This is a genomic window from Nocardia sp. NPDC050175 (assembly GCF_044459885.1).
GTDB lineage: Bacteria > Actinomycetota > Actinomycetes > Mycobacteriales > Mycobacteriaceae > Nocardia.
The window spans coordinates 289,448-308,932 of the sequence record NZ_JBITJI010000009.1 but is presented as its reverse complement, the minus strand read 5'-3'; the positions used below and the strand labels follow the sequence as shown (position 1 = coordinate 308,932).

At 69.4% G+C, this 19,485-nt stretch carries 1 protein-coding gene (running past both ends of the window); it reads right to left on the bottom strand.

The whole window is internal to a non-ribosomal peptide synthase/polyketide synthase gene (locus tag ACIBK2_RS29910) on the bottom strand: the coding sequence, 43,812 nt in all, runs 9,345 nt past the left edge and 14,982 nt past the right edge, and what appears here is coding positions 14,983-34,467 (codon 4,995, complete, through codon 11,489, complete); reading right to left, the first codon wholly in view occupies positions 19,483-19,485. Both the start codon and the stop codon lie outside the window.

Genomic DNA, 19,485 nt, shown 5'->3' with positions numbered 1-19,485 from the left:
CTTGCCACCGGCGAAGGACTGCACCGCGGGACGCGGCCGATCCGACGGCAGATCCAGCTGATCCGGCAGCTCCGCCAGCGCGTCACGCCAGTAGGCGACCTGCTTGGACGCCAGCGACTCCCGATCGTCCTCGCTGCCGAGCAGCTCACGCTGCCAGATGCTGTAGTCGGCGTACTGCACCTCGAGCGGCGCCCAGTTCGGGGCCTCCCCGGCCGAGCGCGCGGCGTAGGCGATCATCAGGTCGCGGGTCAGCGGGCCGACCGACGAACCGTCACCGGAGATGTGGTGCACGACCATCGCGAGGACGTATTCGACCTCGGCAGAAGCGGAGCGATCCGAAGGTGCAGCCGATTCCGCCTGCTCCCCGGCGATCTGGAACAGCGCGACCTTCATCGGCACCTCGGTGGTGACGTCGAACATCGTCGAAGTCAGTGCCACCACGGCGGATTCGATCTGCGCGGGTGCGACCACGCGCACCTCCAGCCGCGGCACGGCCTGGGCCGGCGGCAGGATCACCTGCACCGGACCGCTGTCCGTCTGCGGGTAGCTGGTGCGCAGGATCTCGTGCCTGCTGACCAGGTCCGCGATCGCGGCACGCAGCGCGGCCACGTCGAGTGCTCCGGTGAGCCGCACCGCGATCGGCACGTTGTAGGCCGCCGACTGGGTGTCGAACCGGTTGAGGAACCACATGCGCTGCTGCGCGAGCGACAGCGGAATGTGTTCCGGCCGTGGGCCTGCGGTCAGCGCCTTGCGGCCACCGGCGTCGGCGTGCTGCTCGACCCGGACGGCCAGCGCGGCAACCGTAGACGCCTCGAACATCAACCGAACCGGCACCCGTGTGTTCAGTGCCTCGCCAAGCCGCGCCGCGACCTGGGTTGCCAGCAGCGAGTTACCGCCCCAGGCGAAGAAGTCGTCGTCGAGGCCGAGCCGCTTCGACTCCGCGCCTTCGCGATCCGAGATGCGCAGCACGTCGGCGAAGGTGTTCGCGACGATCTGCTCGATCGGCGTGACCGGCGCGCGGAACACTGCCTTCTCGAAGGTGGGCTGCGGCAACGCCTTCCGGTCCAGCTTGCCATTGGCGTTGAGCGGCAACGCATCCAGCTGGATGAGCACCGACGGCACCATGTACGACGGCAGTTCGGCGGCGAGCGCGGCCTGCAGCGCGCGCTTGTCGAGCTGACCCGCCCGCGGCACCACATACGCCACGAGACGATCGCCGATGCTCGGATCGGTATGCGCGAGTACAGCGGCCGCGGTGATGGCGGGCTGACGCAGCAGCGCGGCCTCGATCTCGCCGAGCTCGATCCGGAAACCACGGATCTTCACCTGGAAGTCGGTCCGGCCGCGGTAATCCAGCTCGCCAGCGGCGTTCCAGGCCACCAGGTCACCGGTGCGGTACATGCGCTCGCCCGCCGCGCCGAACGGATCGGCGACGAACCGGTCGGCGGTCAGCTCGGCCTTGCCGAAGTATCCGCGCGCCAATTGCGCACCGGCCAGGTACAACTCACCGGAGACGCCGGCCGGGACCGGCCGCAGCCTGGCGTCGAGCACGTAGACGCGGCTGTTCCATTCCGGTGCGCCGATCGACACCGAGAGTTCGTCGGCGTCGGTGACCAGGTGGCTGGTGATCGACACCGCAGCCTCGGTCGGGCCGTACAGGTTGAACAGGTCCGCGGCGTTGTCGCGGCGGAACCGTTGCGCGGTCGCCGCGGGCAGCGCCTCACCGATGGCGAGCACCCGGCGCAGCGAATGCGTCAGGTGGCCGGCGGATTCGGTGAGCAGCGAGTCCAGCATCGACGGCACCACGTGCAGCGTGGTGACCCCGGTGGTCCGCATCAGCTCGTTGAGGTAGGCCGGATCGCGGTGCCCGTCGGCCGCCGAGATCACCAGTCGCCCACCCGAAGCGGCGGCGGTCCAGAACTCCCAGACCGAGAGATCGAACGTGGCCGCGGTCTTCAGCAGGATCGCGTCGTCGGCGCCGAGGCCGAAGGTCGCGATCTCCCACTGCAACTGGTTGACGATCGCGGCGTGCGGAACGGCGACACCCTTGGGCTGGCCGGTGGAACCGGACGTGAAGATCACGTACGCGGTGTTCGCCGGGGCCAGCGTGCCGCGGCGTTCGGTGACCGGCCCGGCCGCGAACACGGTCAGGTCGAGCGCGTCGATCTGCACGGTTTCGGTCGCGGCGGTACGGAATCCGTCGCGACCGGTGGTCAGCACGCAGACCGGTGCCGCAGTCTCGAGGATGTAGTCGGTCCGCTCGGCTGGCTGATCCGGATCGATAGGCACATAGGCCGCACCGGATTTCGCGACCGCGTACATGGCGACCACGAGGTCGGTGGAGCGGCGGATGGCCAGCGCCACCCGATCCTCCGGGCCGACGCCGCGCTGGATCAAGTAGCGGGCCAACCGGTTCACCCGGTTGTCCAGCTCGGCGTAGGTGAGCTGCTGCTGCCCGGTCGGCTCGTCGGCGACGAGCGCGACCGCGTCCGGTGTCGCCGCGACCGAGGCGTCCAGCAGCGACACCAGCGTCGCGGCCGTGTCGACCTCGTGCGCGGTGTCGTTCCAGGTGCTGAGGATGCGGGTGTGCTCGTCCTCGGCCAGCAGGTCGATCTCGCCGACCGGCCTGGTGGCGTCGGCGACTACGGCGTCCAGCACCCGCACGAACCGGTCCGCGAAGCCCTGGACCGTGTCCTCGTCGAACAGGTCGATGGCGTAACCGAATTCGGTGATGATCTCGGCCGGCGTGCCGTCCTCGGCGTAGCGGTCGTACAGCGTGACGTGCAGGTCGGTCTTGGCCAGCTGCGAGTCGAAGTTGACCGCGCTCACCGACAGGCCCGGCAGTTCGAAGGTGGTCTCGGCCAGGTTCTGGAACGAAAGACCCACCTGGAACAGCGGATTGCGCGCGGTGGAGCGGACCGGGTTGAGCACCTCGACGAGGCGCTCGAACGGCACGTCCGCGTTGGCGAACGCCTCGAGGTCGCGTTCCTTGACGTCGGCGAGCAGGTCGGCGAAGCGGTCGCCCGGCGCGACCCTGGTCCGGAAGACCAAGGTGTTGACGAACATACCGATCAGGTCGTCGAGTTCGCGTTCACCACGGCCGGCGATCGGGGTACCGACCGCGATGTCGTCGGTGCCGGACAGTCGCGACAGCAGCACGGCGAGTGCCGCGTGCACCACCATGAACAGCGACGCGTTGTTGGCGCGCGCGAGTTCGTGCAGGCGGGCGTGCCGCTCCGGGGAGATCTCGAAGCGAATCGCCTTGCCGTGGAACGACTGCGCGGGCGGGCGCGGCCGGTCGGCGGGCAGCTCCAGCTGATCGGGCAGCTCGGCCAGCGCGGTCTGCCAGTAGGAGACCTGCTGGGCAGCAAGGGATTCCGGATCGTCTTCGGCGCCGAGCACCGCGCGCTGCCACAGCGCGTAGTCGGCGTACTGCACCGACAGCGGAAGCCACTGCGGCACATCGCCTTGCACGCGGGCCACGTAGGCGGCCATCACGTCGCGGGCCAGCGGTCCCATCGAGGAGCCGTCGGCCGCCACGTGGTGCACGGTGAACGCGAGCACGTGCTCGTCCGGCGCGATCCGGAACAGCGCCACCGCGAGCGGCACCTCGACGGTGACGTCGAAGGTGGTCAGCGCGAACGCGATAACGGAGTTGAGCAGGTCGGCCTCGGTGACGTCGACCGGGGTCAGCGCGGCCGCGGACTGCGCCGCGGGCCGGATCACCTGGTGCGGGCCCTCCGCCGAACGCGGGTAGGTGGTGCGCAGTACCTCGTGGCGGGCGAACACGTCGCCGATCGCCTGCTCCAGCGCGGCGACATCGAGGGCACCCGACAGGCGCACGGCCAGTGGGATGTTGTCGACCGCAGAAGTGGTCGTGTCGAACTGGTTGAGGAACCAGTAGCGCTGCTGGGCCGGCGACAGCGGGATCCGCGCGGGACGCTCCCCTGTCTCCAGCTTGGGCCGCTGCCTGCCTGATCCGGCGTTGCGCTCGACCTGGGTGGCCAGCGCGGACACCGTGGACGCCTCGAACAGGTCGCGGACGGCCAGGCGGGTGTCCAGCGCGGCACCGAGTCGTGCGGTCACCTGGGTGGCCAGCAGCGAGTTACCGCCGAGCTCGAAGAAGTCGTCGTCCAGGCCGACCCTGGCGACGCCGAGCACATCGCCGAAGGTGCCCGCGACGATCTCCTCGATCGGGGTGGACGGTGCGCGGAACACCTTGGCCTCGAACACCGGCGCGGGCAGCGCCTTGCGGTCGAGCTTGCCGGAGGCGTTGAGCGGGAACCCTTCCAGCACCACGAACGCCGACGGCACCATGTACGCGGGCAGTTCGCCGCCGAGTTCGGCACGCACGCCGTCGATGTCGATCGCACGACCGGTGGTCGGGACGACATAGCCGACGAGCTGATCGCCGAGGCGGTCGTCCGAGCGCACGACCACCACGGCCTGCGCGATGGAATCCAGTGTGGTGAGGGCGGATTCGATCTCGCCGAGCTCGATCCGCAAGCCGCGCAGCTTCACCTGGAAGTCGGTGCGGCCCAGGTACTCCAGTTCGCCACGCGCAGTCCAGGTGACGAGGTCACCGGTGCGGTACATCCGCTCGCCGTCCGTGGCGAACGGGTTGGCCACGAAACGATCCGCGGTCAGCTCCGGGCGCGCGACGTAGCCGCGAGCCAGCTGCACACCCGCGAGGTACAGCTCACCCGCGACACCGACCGGCACCGGGTGAAGCCGCGAATCCAGCACGTACACCTGGGTGTTGAACACCGGGGCACCGATCGGCACGGACACCGCGTCGGCCTCGTCCACCTCGTGGAAGGTGACGTCGACGGCGGCCTCGGTCGGGCCGTACAGGTTGTGCAGGCGGGCGCCGGTGAGTTCCTGCATCCGCTGCGCGGTGGCCGCGGGCAAGGCTTCACCGGAGGCGAAAACGTTGACCAGGCTGGTGCATTCGTCCGCGCGCTCCTCGGCGACGAACACCGAGAGCATCGACGGCACGAAGTGCGCGGTGGTCACGTCTTCCTCGGTGATCACCTGGATCAGGTACGCCGGATCCCGATGGCCATCGGGCTTCGCGACGACCAGGCGGGCACCGATCTGCAAGGGCCAGAAGAACTCCCACACCGACACATCGAAAGTCGCCGGAGTCTTCTGCAACACCACATCAGTGCGCTCCAAGCCGTACTCAGCCTGCATCCACACCAAACGGTTCACGATCGCACCATGACTGACCGCGACACCCTTCGGCCGACCCGTCGAACCCGACGTGAAGATCACATACGCGGTATTCGACGGGCGCAGCGGCGCACGACGATCCGTGTCGGTCACAGGTGCATCGGAGTAATCCGAGAGCTTCAAGCGATCGATCTCGACGGCAGGTGTCTTGCCCGCGTCGAACTCATCGCGCGCGGTGGTCAACACACACACCGGTCGCGCGGTATCGAGCACGTAGTGAGTGCGCTCAGCCGGGTGATCGGGATCCAACGGCACATACGCACCACCGGCAACGCTGACCGCGTACATGCCGACAACCAGATCGATCGACCGCCGCATACCGAGCGCGACCATCGAATCCGGGCCAACACCCATCGAGATCAAATGCCGAGCAAGACGATTCACCCTCGCCGAGAACTCGACATAGGACAGACTCGTCCCCTCGAACGTCACAGCCACTGCCTCAGGCGTCCGAGCGACCTGCGCCTCGAACATCGACACCAACGTCGCCGAATCATCCACCGCATGCGCAGTGTCGTTCCAGCGCGCGACAACCTGCGCGTGCTCGGCCGAATCCAGCAGCTCGACATCGCCGATCGCCACGGACGGATCCGCGACAACAGCGCTCAACAGCCGGACGAGCCGATCCGCGACACCGGCAATCGTGCCCGCGTCGAACATGTCCGTCGCGTAAGCGAATTCCGCGGTCATACCGTCGGCGGAGCCGTCGGCATCGATCCGGTCGGACAGGCTCAGGTGCAGATCGAACTTGGCCGTCACCACGTCCAGGGGCACACCGGCGACCTCGAGGCCGGGCAGCTCGAACGAGGCTTCCCCGGTGTTCTGGAACGACAGCATCACCTGGAACAGCGGGTGCCGCGCTTGCGAGCGGGCCGGGTTCAGGATCTCGACCAGCCGCTCGAACGGCAGGTCCGCGTGCCCGAAGGCGGCGAGGTCGCGGTCCTTGGTGTGCGCGACCAGGTCGGCGAACGGCGCGGCCGGGTCGACCTCGCTGCGCAGCACGAGCGTGTTGACGAACATGCCGATGGCGTCGTCGAGCACGGCCTCACCACGACCCGCGACCGCGGTGCCGATGGCGATGTCGTCGCTGCCGGACAACCGGGCGAGCAGCGCGGCGAACGCGGCGTGCACCACCATGAACAGGCTCGCGCCGTGTTCCCTGGCGAGCGCGTTCAGATCGTGCAGCAGCTGCGCGTCGAGCGAGAACTCGTAGACGCCACCGCGATTCGACGCGACGGCGGGCCGCGAGCGGTCCGACGGCAGGTCGAGCTGGTCGGGCAGCCCGGCCAGGCTGCCGGACCAGTAGGCGACCTGCTGGGCGATCAGCGAGGTCGGATCGTCCTCGGAGCCAAGGGTTTCCCGCTGCCACAGCGCGTAGTCCGCGTACTGCACCGGCAGTGGCGGCCAGGCCGGGGCGTCGCCGCGCGAGCGGGCCGCGTAGGCGATCATCACGTCGCGGGCCAGCGGACGCACCGACCAGCCGTCGCCGGAGATGTGGTGCACCACGAAGACCAGCACGTGGGTGTCCGGCTGGGAGCCGTCCATCGAGCCGGCGACCCGGAACAGCTGGGCCCGGACCGGCACCTCGTTGGTGACGTCGAAGCCGGTCAGCACCAATTCGCTGACGCGGTCCTGGATTTCGGTCTCGGACACCTCGATCGGAGTCAGGTCGATGGTGTCCTGCCCGGCGGGCTGCACGACCTGGACGCCTTGGCCGTCGGCGGTCTCCGGGTAGACGGTGCGCAGCACCTCGTGCCGGTCGACCACGTCGGCGACGGCCTGGCGCAGCGCGTCGGTGTCGAGCGAGCCGGTGAGCCGGACCGCAAGCGGGATGTTGTTGACCGCCGAGTCGGTGTCGAACCGGTTGAGGAACCACATCCGCTGCTGTGAGAGCGACAACGGAATCCGGGCCGGACGCTGCCCCGCGACCAGTTCGCGGCGACGTCCGGTGCCCTGGTGCGCCTCCATCCGCGCGGCCAGCGCGGCGACGGTCGGCGCCTCGAACAGCATCCGCACCGGGACCCGGGTGTCGAGTGCGGCACCGAGCCGGGCGACCACCTGGGTCGCGATGAGCGAGTTGCCGCCCAGTTCGAAGAAGTCGTCGTCGATGCCGACGGCGCGTTCGCCGTCGGCGCTGGTAAGCCCGAGCACCTCGGCGAAGGTGTTGGCCACGATCTCTTCGATCGGGGTGGACGGTGCGCGGAATTCCCTTGCCTCGAAGGCGGGTTCGGGCAGCGCGCGCCGATCCAGCTTGCCGTTCGGGTTGAGCGGCATGGCGTCGAGCACCACGAGCGCGGCGGGCACCATGTACGACGGCAGTCGGGTGGCCAGGTGTGTCCTGAGCTCGTCGACGTCCACCGTCGCGCCGCTCACCGGCACGACGTAGCCGACCAATTGATCGCCGGTGTGCCCGTCCGAGCGCACCATGGCGACCGACTGCGCCACCGAATCGTGTGCGGCGAGCGCGGATTCGATCTCGCCGAGCTCGATGCGCAGGCCGCGCAGCTTCACCTGGAAGTCGGTGCGGCCGATGTAGACGATGGCGCCGGTGTGGTCGCGGGTGACGAGGTCACCGGTGCGGTACATCCGGGCGCCCGCGGCACCGAACGGGTTGGCCACGAAGCGATCCGAGGTCAGGTCGGCGCGCCCGAAGTAGCCGCGCGCCAGCTGGGCGCCCGCGAGATACAGCTCACCCGCGACACCGGACGGCACCGGCTTGAGCCGGGCATCCAGCACGTACGCCTGGGCATTCCACACCGGCAGGCCGATCGGCACCGCGCCGGTCACGTCGTCGGCCACCGGGCCGTGCGTGGCGTGCACGGTGAATTCCGTTGGGCCATAGAGGTTGTAGAGCTCGGCCGAGCTGACCCGGCGGATGGCGTCGACCGCTTCGGTGGTGAAGGCCTCACCGGCGATGAACAGCGTCCGGAGCGAGGCGAGCGCGTCGCTGCCGTCGGTGATGTCGACGTTGCCTGCGAAGACGGTGAGCATCGACGGCACGAACGAGGTCATGGTGACGCGTTCGGCGGCGATCACGTCGGCGAGGTACTGCGGATCGCGGTGCCCGTCCGCGCTGGCCACCACGATGCGGCCGCCGGTGGTCATCGGGCCGAACAACTCCCACACCGACACGTCGAAGGTGGCGGGCGTCTTGAACAGCACGACGTCGTCGGCGCCGATGCCGTATTCGCCGGTGATCCAACGGATCTGGTTGACCACGGCGGCGTGCGGCACCGCGACGCCCTTTGGGCGACCGGTCGAACCGGACGTGAAGATCACGTACGCCGGGTGCTCCGGCCGCAGCGGCGCGAGCCGTTCGGCGTCGGTCACCGGCTCGTCCGAGTAGCCGGACAGGTCGAGCTCGTCGATCGACAAGGTGGTCCGCGCACCCGCGTCGAACGCGTCGCGGGACGTGGTCAGCACGCACACCGGATCGGCCGAGTCGAGCACGTAGTTCACCCGGTCGGCGGGCTGGTCGAGGTCGAGCGGCACGTAGCCGCCACCGGCCTCGTGCACGGCATACGCGGCGACCATCAGGTCTACCGAGCGCCGCAGCCCCAGGGCGACCAGGGACTCGGGTCCGACACCGGCCTCGATCAGCTTGCGCGCCAACCGATGCACGCGGGCACCGAACTCGGCATAGGTGAGCGAGTTGCCGGTGCCCGGGTCGACCACGGCGACGGCGTCCGGGGTGGCCTGAGCCTGAGCGGCGAACTCGGCGACCAGGGTGGTCGGTGCGCCGAGGTCACGCTCGGTGTCGTTCCACCCGCGCAGTGCCTGCTCGGTCTCCCGCTTGTCCAGCAGCGCGATATCGCCGATCGGCCGATCCGGTTCCGCCGCAAGCGCACCGAGCAGACGGTTGAACCGCTGCCCCAGCTCCGCCATCGTCTCGGGATCGAAAAGATCCGTGGCATAGATGAATTCGGCAGTAATACCGGCCGGGGCGGCCGCCGTGCCATTGACCGCCTGAGTGGCGTTCTTCTCCGACAGCGTCAACTGCAGATCGAACTTCGCCGTGTCGATCGGCAATTCGACGCCGCTGACCGTCAGGCCGGGCAGCTCGAGACTGTTCTGGCCCAGGTTCTGGAACGACAGCAACACCTGGAACAGCGGGTGCCGCGCCTGCGAGCGCGCCGGGTTCAGGATCTCGACCAGCCGCTCGAACGGCAGGTCCGCGTGCCCGAACGCGGCAATGTCGGTGGCGCGCACCGTGCGAAGCAAATCGGTGAACGTCGCGCCGCTATCGATCGGGGTCCGCAGCACCAGGGTGTTGACGAACATGCCGATCAGGTCGTCGAGCGCTCGCTCGCCACGGCCCGCGACCGGCGTGCCGATGGCGACGTCGTCCGCACCGGACAGGCGGGCCAGCAACACCGCGAGGGCGGTGTGCGTGACCATGAACAGCGTCGCGCCCCTGGTGCGGGCGAGTTCGGTGAGCCTGCCGTGGGTTTCGGCGTCGATCTCGAAGCTGTGCGTCGCGCCACGACCGGAGGCCACCGCAGGGCGGGGCCGGTCGGTGGGCAGGTCGAGCTGATCGGGCAGCCCGGCCAGCGAGTTCGACCAGTACGCGATCTGCTGGGCGATCACCGATTCCGGATCGTCCTCGTCGCCGAGGACCGCGCGCTGCCACAGCGCGAAGTCGGCGTACTGGACTTCCAGTGGCCGCCAGGCGGGTTCGCCACCTTCGACGCGAGCGCCGTAGGCGGTCATCACGTCCCGGGTCAGCGGGCCCATGGAGAAGCCGTCGGCCGAGATGTGGTGCACCACCAGGGCCAGCACGTGCTCGGTCGGGCTGACCTCGAACAGCCTGGCCCGGAACGGCACCTCGGTGGTGACATCGAAGGCGGTCAGCACCAGCTCGGAAAGCCGTTGCGGCAGTTGAGCTTCGGTGACCTCGAAGGGCGCGAGGTCCGGAATCACCTTGGCGGTCGGCACTGTCTGCTGGTGCGCGGTGCCGTCGACCTCCGGGTAGAAGGTGCGCAGCGACTCGTGCCTGGCCAGCACGTCGGCGACCGCGATCTGCAGCGCCTGCCGGTCCAGCAGACCGGACAGCCGCACCGCGGCCGGGATGTTGTCCACGGCCGAGTCCGGGTCGAAGCGGTTGAGGAACCACATCCGCTGCTGGGCCAGCGACAGCGGCACCAGGTCGGGCCGCTGCTGCGGCGCCAGGGCCGCGCGGGCACCGGCTCCGGTGTGCGTCTCCGCACGGGCCGCGAGCGCGACCACGGTGGACGCCTCGAACAGTTCGCGGACACCGAGATCGGCGTCCAGCGCGGCGGACAACCGCGCGGCGACCCGGGTCGCGGTCAGCGAGTTACCGCCGAGCGCGAAGAAGTCGTCGTCCAGGCCGACCCGTTCCACACCGAGCACCTCGGCGAAGGTGGCCGCGACGATCTCCTCCACCGGCGTCGTCGGCGCGCGGAACACCGCGGCCTCGAAGACCGGCGCGGGCAGCGCCTTGCGATCGAGCTTGCCGGAGGCGTTGAGCGGGAACTCATCGAGCACCAGCACCACGGCCGGAACCATGTACGCGGGCAACCGCTCGGCCAGGTCCTCGCGCAGCAGCTCGGTGTCCACCCGGACATTCGGCGCGGGAATGACATAGGCGACGAGCTGATCGCCGGTGTGCTGGTCACCGCGGACCACGACGACCGACTGGGCGACCTCGTCCAGCGCGGTCAGCGCCGTCTCGATCTCGCCGAGTTCGATGCGGAGGCCACGCAACTTCACCTGGAAGTCGGTGCGGCCCAGGTACTCCAGCTCACCCGCCGAGGGCCCACCCGTCGCCCGGCCACCACCCCCCATCGAATCGCTTTGCGATGCGGTCACCCATTGCACGAGGTCACCGGTGCGGTACATGCGCTCGCCGGTGGCACCGTAGGGGTTCGCGACGAACCGGTCACTCGTCAGATCCGACCGCGCGACGTACCCGCGGGCCAGCTGGGTGCCCGCCAGATACAGCTCACCCGCGACACCCACCGGCACCGGGCGCAGACGCGAATCAAGCACGTACACCTGGGTGTTGAATACCGGAGCACCGATCGGCACCGTGTCCGTGTCGGTCGCGACGACCTCGTGGAAGGTGACGTCGACCGCGGCCTCGGTCGGGCCGTACAGGTTGTGCAACGCCGCACCGGTCAGCTCACGCAGCCGATGGGCGGGCTTGGGCGGCAACGCCTCACCGGAGGCGAATACCAGGCGCAGTGAATCGCACTGGGCCGCAGCCGCATCGGCGACAAACACCGCGAGCATCGACGGCACGAAGTGGGTGACGGTGATCTGCTCGGCGCTGATGATCTCGGCCAGGTACGCCGGGTCCCGATGGCCATCGGGCTTCGCGACGACCAGTCGCGCGCCGATCTGCAAGGGCCAGAAGAACTCCCACACCGACACGTCGAAGGTGGCCGGGGTCTTCTGCAGCACCGCGTCCGTGGTGTTCAGCTCGTACGCGGACTGCATCCACACCAGGCGGTTGACGATCGCCGCGTGCGACACACCGACCCCCTTGGGGCGACCGGTGGACCCGGACGTGAAGATCACATACGCGGTGTTCGACGGACGCAACGGCGCCCAGCGATCCGCGTCGGTGATCGCCGCTTCGGACAGTCCACTCAGATCGAGCAGGTCGATGCGCACCTGCGCGGTATCGATGTCGAGATCGGTACCCGAGGTCAGCACACACACCGGATCGGCCGTGGCCAGAATGTATTCCGTGCGCTCGGCCGGGTGATCCGGGTCCAGCGGCACGTACGCGCCACCGGCAACAGTGACCGCGTACATGCCGACGACCAGGTCAATCGAGCGCCGCATGCCAAGCGCCACATACGATTCCGCGCCGACGCCGCGGGCGATGAGCCAGCGGGCCAGCTGATTCACCCGACTCGCGAACTCGTCGTAGGACAGAATTGTCCCCTCGAACGAGAGCGCGGTCGCGTCGGGCGTGCTCGCGACCTGCTCGTAGAACTTCGAAACGAGCGTCGCGGCCGAATCCACCTCGTGCGCGGTGTCGTTCCAGCCGGACACCACGAGCTCACGCTCAGCGGTGTCGAGCAGCTCGATATCGCCCACCGGCACAGTCGGTTCGACGGTGATCGCGGTCAGCACACGGATCAGGCGATCGGCGATCCGGCGCACGGTCTGCTCGTCGAACAGATCACGCAGGTAGCCCGCGCGGACCCGCAGTTTCGAGTCGAGCTGGGCGATCAGCGTCAACGGGTAGTGCGTGGCATCGGCCGCGTCGAGGCCGACAACCGCCATGCCGTCGATATCCGCCGCCTGCGCCTGCAGCCCCTCGGCATCCACCGGGTAGGACTCGAACACCACCAGCGTGTCGAACAGGCCACCGATACCGGCCGCGGACTGGATATCCGCGAGACCGACGTAGTGGTGATCGAGCAGATCCGCCTGCTCGCCCTGGGTCCGGGCCAGCAGCTGCTGCGCGGACTCCGCCGGGTCGAAGCGCACCCGCACCGGCACGGTGTTGATGAACAGGCCGACCATCGACTCCACGCCGGACAGATCCGCGGGACGCCCGGACACCGTGGTGCCGAACAGCACATCGTCGCGACCGGTCATCCGGCCGACCAGGATGCCCCACGCGGTCTGCAGCACGGTGTTCGGCGTGACGCCGAGCGAACCCGCCAGCGCGGTGAGCCGCGCGGTAGCCGTCTCGTCGAGCTCGAAGAAGTATTCGCCGGAGAGCGAGGTGATCTCGCGTCCCGCGTCCGGGCGAGCCAGCAGCGTCGGCTCGGTGACTCCGCGCAGCGCGTTCGTCCACGCCGCGACCGAGGCCGAATGATCCTGCTGCGCAGTCCATTCCAGGAAGTGGCGGTAGGACCGCACGGCGGGCAGCACGCTGGTGTCCGCGTGTGCCGCGTAGAGCACCAGCAGGTCCTGCATGAGCAGCGGCATGGACCAGCCGTCGAGCAGGATGTGGTGGTTGGCCACCACGAACTGCCAGCGGTCACGCGCCACCTGGATCAGCGTGAAGCGGATCAGCGGCGGCTCGGTCAGATCGAAGCGCTTGGTCCGGTCCGCGGCGATCAGGTCGTCGCCGTCGCCCTGCTCGATCCGGTCGTGCTCGGACCAGGCGACCCGGACGCTATCCAGGACCACCTGCACCGGGCTGCCGTCACGATCGGTGACGAACGCGGTGCGCAGGTTCTCGTAGCGGTCCACCAAAGCCTGTGCGGCCGAACGCAACCGGGCCGCGTCGACCCGGCCGGTGAGCGTCAGCACAGCTTGCGCGGTGTACACGTCCACCGAGGAGGCGGCGAGCCTGGCGTGGAACAGCAGACCCGACTGCAGCGCGGACAGCGGCCAGATATCGGCCAGGTTCGGGAAGCGCCGTTCCCAGCCGTCGATATCGCCCTGTGTGCTGCGTACCAGCGCGAAGTCGGACGGCGTGTGCCCACCGGCACCGGTCGAATTAGCGTGCCGGGCAACCGCTTCCAGCGCGGTGGTCCACAGCTCGCCGAATTCGCGGACGGCGGCGGCATCGAGCAGCGTCGAGGGGTAGCCGATGTTCGCGGTCAGCTTGTCGCCGGTGACGATCGCGTTGATGTCCAGTGGTGCCATCGCGGGCATGTCCGCGTCGTAGGCCCCGCCCAGCGCGCCGAGTTCGGCGGCCGGGATCCAGCCGAAGCCGCGCAGCGACTCTGGCACATCACCCTCGGAGACACGGCCCAGGTAGTTGAAGCTCACCTGGCCCGGCAGCTCGACGGGCAGCTCGGCGGCGGTCTCCGGGTTCAGGTAGCGCAGCAGGCCATAACCGACGCCCTTGTCGGGCACCGCGAGCAGCTGCTCCTTGATCGCCTTGACGGCCTGGCCGAGCGCGGGTCCGCCGGCCAGCGCGGCATCGATGTCGATGCCGGACAGGTCGAAGCGGACCGGGAAGATCGCGGTGAACCAGCCGACCGTGCGGGACAGGTCCGCGCCGGGCACGATGTCCTCTTCGCGGCCGTGGCCCTCCAGGCGGATCAGCAGCGAATCGCCGCGGGCACCCGCCCGGCGGGCCCGCCACTTCGCGGTCGCCAGGGCGAGCGCGGTGAGCAGGCCATCGTTCACGCCGCCGTGGAACAGCGCGGGCACCGTGGTCAGCAGCGCCTTGGTGACCTCGGCGGACACCTCGACCTGCAGCTTCTCGATGACACCCGAGGTGTCGATGGCCGGGTCCATCGGCCGCTCGGTGAGCAGCGGATCGGCCGCGTCGACCACCGAACGCCAGTGCTCGAGTTCGGCGACCCGTTCGGCACTGCGCGCCTCGCGTTCGAGCCCGTGCGCCCAGGCCCGCATCGAGGTGGCCGGTGCGACCAGTTCGGGCTGCTGACCGGCGGTGCGCTGGCCCCAGGCCGCGACGAAGTCCGGCACCAGGATGCGCCAGGAGACACCGTCGACCACCAGGTGATGACCGACCACGATCAGGCGTCCGGCGCGTTCGCTGCTCGACGGCTCCAGCCAGACGAACCGAACCACAACGCCCGCAGCGGGATCCAGCAGATCCAGCGAGGAATCCAGTGCGGCGGAAGCGATCTCGATCAGCTCGGCATCATCGATACCGGCGTCGAAGGTGTGGTGATCGACCAACGCATCCACGTCGACCGTTCCGGCAGCGGCGGTTTCGAGAATCCACTCACCGTCGACCTCGCGCAGGCTCGCCCGCAGCATGTCGTGGCGATCGATGACCGCGCTGACCGTCGCGACGATGCCCGCCCGATCGATGCCGACCGGCAGCTCCAGCGCGAGGGTCTGATTGAACCGGCCGAACGAACCACGCCGCTCCGCCATGAACCGCACCACCGGGGTCAGCGGCATCGTGCCGACGCCACCACCGGGCAGCTCGGCGAGCACCACGGCCGAAGCCGCTGCGGCGTCGGCGGTTCCGGCGACCGAGGCCAGCCCGGCCACGGTGCGCTGCTCGAAGACGTTGCGCGGCGTGAACACCACACCGCGCGCCTTGGCCCGCGACACCAGCTGGATGGAGACGATGCTGTCGCCACCGAGCGCGAAGAACGAATCGTCGACGCCGACCCGCTCTACTCCCAGCACCTCGGCGAAGACCTCGGCGATGGCCTGCTCGATCGGCGTGCGCGGGGCCCGGAACACGACCTCGGTCGCGAATACCGGCTCCGGCAACGCCTTTCGGTCCAGCTTGCCGACCGGCGTCAGCGGCACCCGGTCGATCACCATGATCGACGACGGCACCATGTACGCGGGCAACCGATCCTCGACCTGCGCGGTCAGCGCCGCCACATCGATCGTCCGGCCCTGCGCCGCAACGACATAGGCCACGAGCGAGGTGGCACCGGCGGATCCCTTGTGCCCGACGGTGACCGCGAAGTCGACGTTCTCGTGCGCGGCCAGTGCCGCGTCGATCTCGCCGAGCTCGATGCGGAAACCGCGCACCTTGACCTGGAAGTCGGACCGGCCGACGTACTCGACCTCACCGGTGCGGGGCCCACCCGTCGCCCGGCCACCACCCCTCATCGAATCGCTTCGCGATGCAGGAACCCATTTGACCACGTCACCCGTGCGGTACATCCGGGCACCAGCGACATACGGATTCGCCACGAATCGGTCGGCGGACAGCCCGGCGCGCGCGTGGTAACCACGGGCCAGCTGGATGCCCGACAGATAGAGCTCACCCGCGACACCCACCGGAACGGGCCGGAGCTGGGCGTCCAGGATCAGCGACTGCATGCCGCGGGTCGGGCCACCGATGGTGACCAGATCGCCCGGCGTCAGCGCGTCGCTGATGTTGGTCATGATCGTGGTCTCGGTCGGACCGTAACCGTTGTGGAAGCGACGCCCCGAACCATCCTGTGCGCCACCCCACTTGGTGACCAGGTCGGCCGGGACCGCCTCGCCGCCGGCCACGATCACCCGCATGTCGGCCAGCGCGGCCGGATCCAGCGAGGCGAGCACGGACGGGGTGATGAACGCGTGCGTGACGCGCTCGGTGCGGATCAGCTCGGCCAGCTCGTTGCCGCCGTACACGCCGGGCGGGCAGACGACCAGGGTGCCGCCGCGGCCGATCGCCAGCAGGAACTCGAGGATCGACGCGTCGAAGCTCGGCGACGCGAAATGCAGTGCGCGCGTGGACGAATCGACGTCGTAGCGGGCGTTCTGCTCATCTCGGAAGTTGGCGAGACCGGTGTGGGTGACCACGACGCCCTTGGGGACGCCGGTGGAGCCGGAGGTGTAGATGACGTAGGCCGGGTGCTCCGGACGCACCGGGCGCACGCGCTCGGCATCGGTGATCGCGGCGGCGTCGACGTCGCTCAGATCCAGCTCGTCGAGGACGAGCCATTCGACCGAGTCCGGCAGGTCGCCGCGCACCGACGCCACGGTCAGGCCGACCGGTGAGCCCGAGTCAGTGACCATGTGCGCGATGCGGTCGGCCGGGTAGGTCGGGTCGATCGGCACGAACGCGGCACCGGACTTGGCGACCGCCCACTCGGCGAAGTAGGAGTCGTCCGAGCGCGGCACGGCGACCGCTACCAGATCCTCGGTGCCGAGTCCGCGCTCGATCAGCAAGCGGGCCAAGCGGTTCGAGCGCTGGTCGAGCTCGCCATAGGACAGACTGCGCCCCTGGAACACGACCGCGGGTGCGGCCGGGTCGATGGCGGCGGCCTCGGCGATCAGGTCCGGCAACGTCCGCGCGACCGTGGCCTGCGGGCCGGTGCGGGCGGTCAGGTCGGCCCGCTCCGCGGCATCGAGGACGTCGATCTGACCGACCGCGATCGTCGGGTTCGCGGCGATGGCCTCGAGTACTCGCTGCCAGCGCTGCGCGATCTCCGCCGCGGTCGACTCGTCGAACAGTTCGGTGGCGTAGGTGAGCGCCAAAGCCATTCCGGCCGTGCCGGGTTCACCCAGTTCGGACAGCGTGAACTGCAGGTCGAAGCGCGCCACGTTCTCTTCGAGATCGAGCGCGGACACCGAGAGCCCGGGCAGTTCGAGGCTGGTGCGATCCAGGTTCTGGAAGGCCAGCATCACCTGGAACAGCGGGTTGCGGGCCTGTGAGCGTTCCGGTGCGAGCAGTTCCACCAGTCGCTCGAACGGCACGTCGGCATTGCCGTAGGCATCCAGGTCGGTGCGCCGCACCCGATCGACGAGTTCGGTGAACGATTCGGCGGCGTCGATGCCGGTGCGCAACACCAGGGTGTTGACGAACATGCCGACCAGATCGTCGAGGGCCTGCTCGCCGCGGCCCGCTATCGGCGTGCCGACCGCGATGTCGTCCGCGCCGGACAGCCGCGACAGCAGCACCGTCAGCGCGCCGTGCATCACCATGAACAGCGACGCACCGCGTTGGCGCGCAATGTCTTCCAGGGCGGCGATCAGATCGCCGGGCAGTTCTCGGTGCAGTGTCGCGCCGCGGAACGAGGCGATCGCCGGACGCGGCCGGTCCGCGGGCAGGGTCAGCTCGTCCGGCACACCGTCGAGGACCTGCTGCCAGTGCGCCACCTGGCGCGCCATCAGCGAGTCCGGATCATCTTCGGTACCAAGGACTTCACGCTGCCAGACCGCGAAATCGGCGTACTGCACTGCCAGCGGCGCCCAGCCGGGCGCGCTGTCCTGGGTGCGCGCCGAGTAGGCGAGCATCACGTCGCGGGTCAGCGGTCCCATCGAGAAGCCGTCCGCCGCGATGTGGTGCACCACGACGACGAGCACATGCTCGTTCGGGCCCGCGCTGTAGAGCCTGGTGCGCAGCGGAACCTGTTCGGCCACATCGAATCCGGTGGTGACGAAGTCGGTCACCACGGCGGTCAGCTCGGCCGGCTCCACCTGCACCGGGTGCAGGTCCAGCGCGATGTTCTCGGCCGGCACGATCACCTGGACCGGGGTGCCACCGTGCTCCGGGTAGCGGGTGCGCAGCGACTCGTGCCTGCGCACCACGTCGGCCACCGCGAGCCGCAGCGCGGCCACGTCGAGTGCGCCGGTGAGGCGGATGGCGACCGGCAGGTTGTAGGCCGCCGAGGAGGTGTCGTACTTGTTGAGGAACCACATGCGCTGCTGCGCGAACGACAGCGGCACCAGTTCGTCGGCCTTGCGCGGCCGGGCGACCAGCCTGGCCCGCGCGGCACCGTCGGCGTGCGATTCCACCCGCGCGGCCAGCGCGGCGACTGTGGGCGCCTCGAACAGCGCGCGCACCGCGACGGTGGTGCCGAGCGCGGCACCGATGCGGGAGACGACCCGGGTGGCGATGAGCGAGTTGCCGCCGAGGTCGAAGAAGTCGTCGTCGACGCCGACCCTTGGCAGGTCGAGCACCTCGGCGAACACCGCGGCCACCGTCTCCTGCACCGGGGTGACCGGCGCGCGGAAGGCACGGGACTGCACGGCGGGCGCGGGCAGCGCACGCCGATCCAGCTTTCCGTTGACCGTCAACGGAATCCACTCGAGCCGCACCAGCGCCGACGGCACCATGTAGGACGGCAGCCGCTCGGCGGCACCGTCACGAACGCGGTCGAGCACCGGAATGACCTCGGGCTCGGCCACCACGTAGGCCACGATCCGCTGATCGCCCGGCTGGTCCTCGCGCACGATGACCGCCGCCTGGGCGATGCCCGGCTGGGCCAGGATGGCGGACTCGATCTCGCCGAGTTCGATGCGGAAGCCGCGGACCTTCACCTGATCGTCGGCGCGGCCGAGGTATTCGAGTTCGCCGAAGCGGTTCCAGCGCGCCAGGTCGCCGGAGCGGTACAGGCGCGAGCCCGCCGCGTCGGAGCCGCCGAGCGGGTTGGCGACGAAACGAGTGGCGGACAGGTCGGGGCGACCGAGGTAGCCACGCGCCAATTGCGGTCCGGCCACGTACATTTCGCCCGCGACACCGACCGGGACCGGCCGCAGCCGGTTGTCGAGCACGAACACCCGCAGACCCGCGATGGCCCGGCCGACCACGCTGCCGGACGCGGCGGCGATGGTCGCGGCATCCAGCGCGCGGTAGGACACATGCACCGTGGTCTCGGTGATGCCGTACATGTTGACCAGCAACGGAGCCGAATCACCGTGGCGGGCAACCCAATCCGAGAGCCTGCGCAGCTCCAGGGCCTCGCCGCCGAACACCACGTAGCGCAGGGCCAGCGGTGCGGCGTCGGGTGCGGCGTTGCGATCCGCTTCCGCCAGTTGATAGAACGCGGACGGGGTCTGGTTGAGCACCGTGACCCGTTCGGCGCGCAGCAGTTCCAGGAACTGCTCGGGCGAGCGCGAGGTGTAGTAGTCGACCACCACGAGGGTGCCGCCGAACAGCAG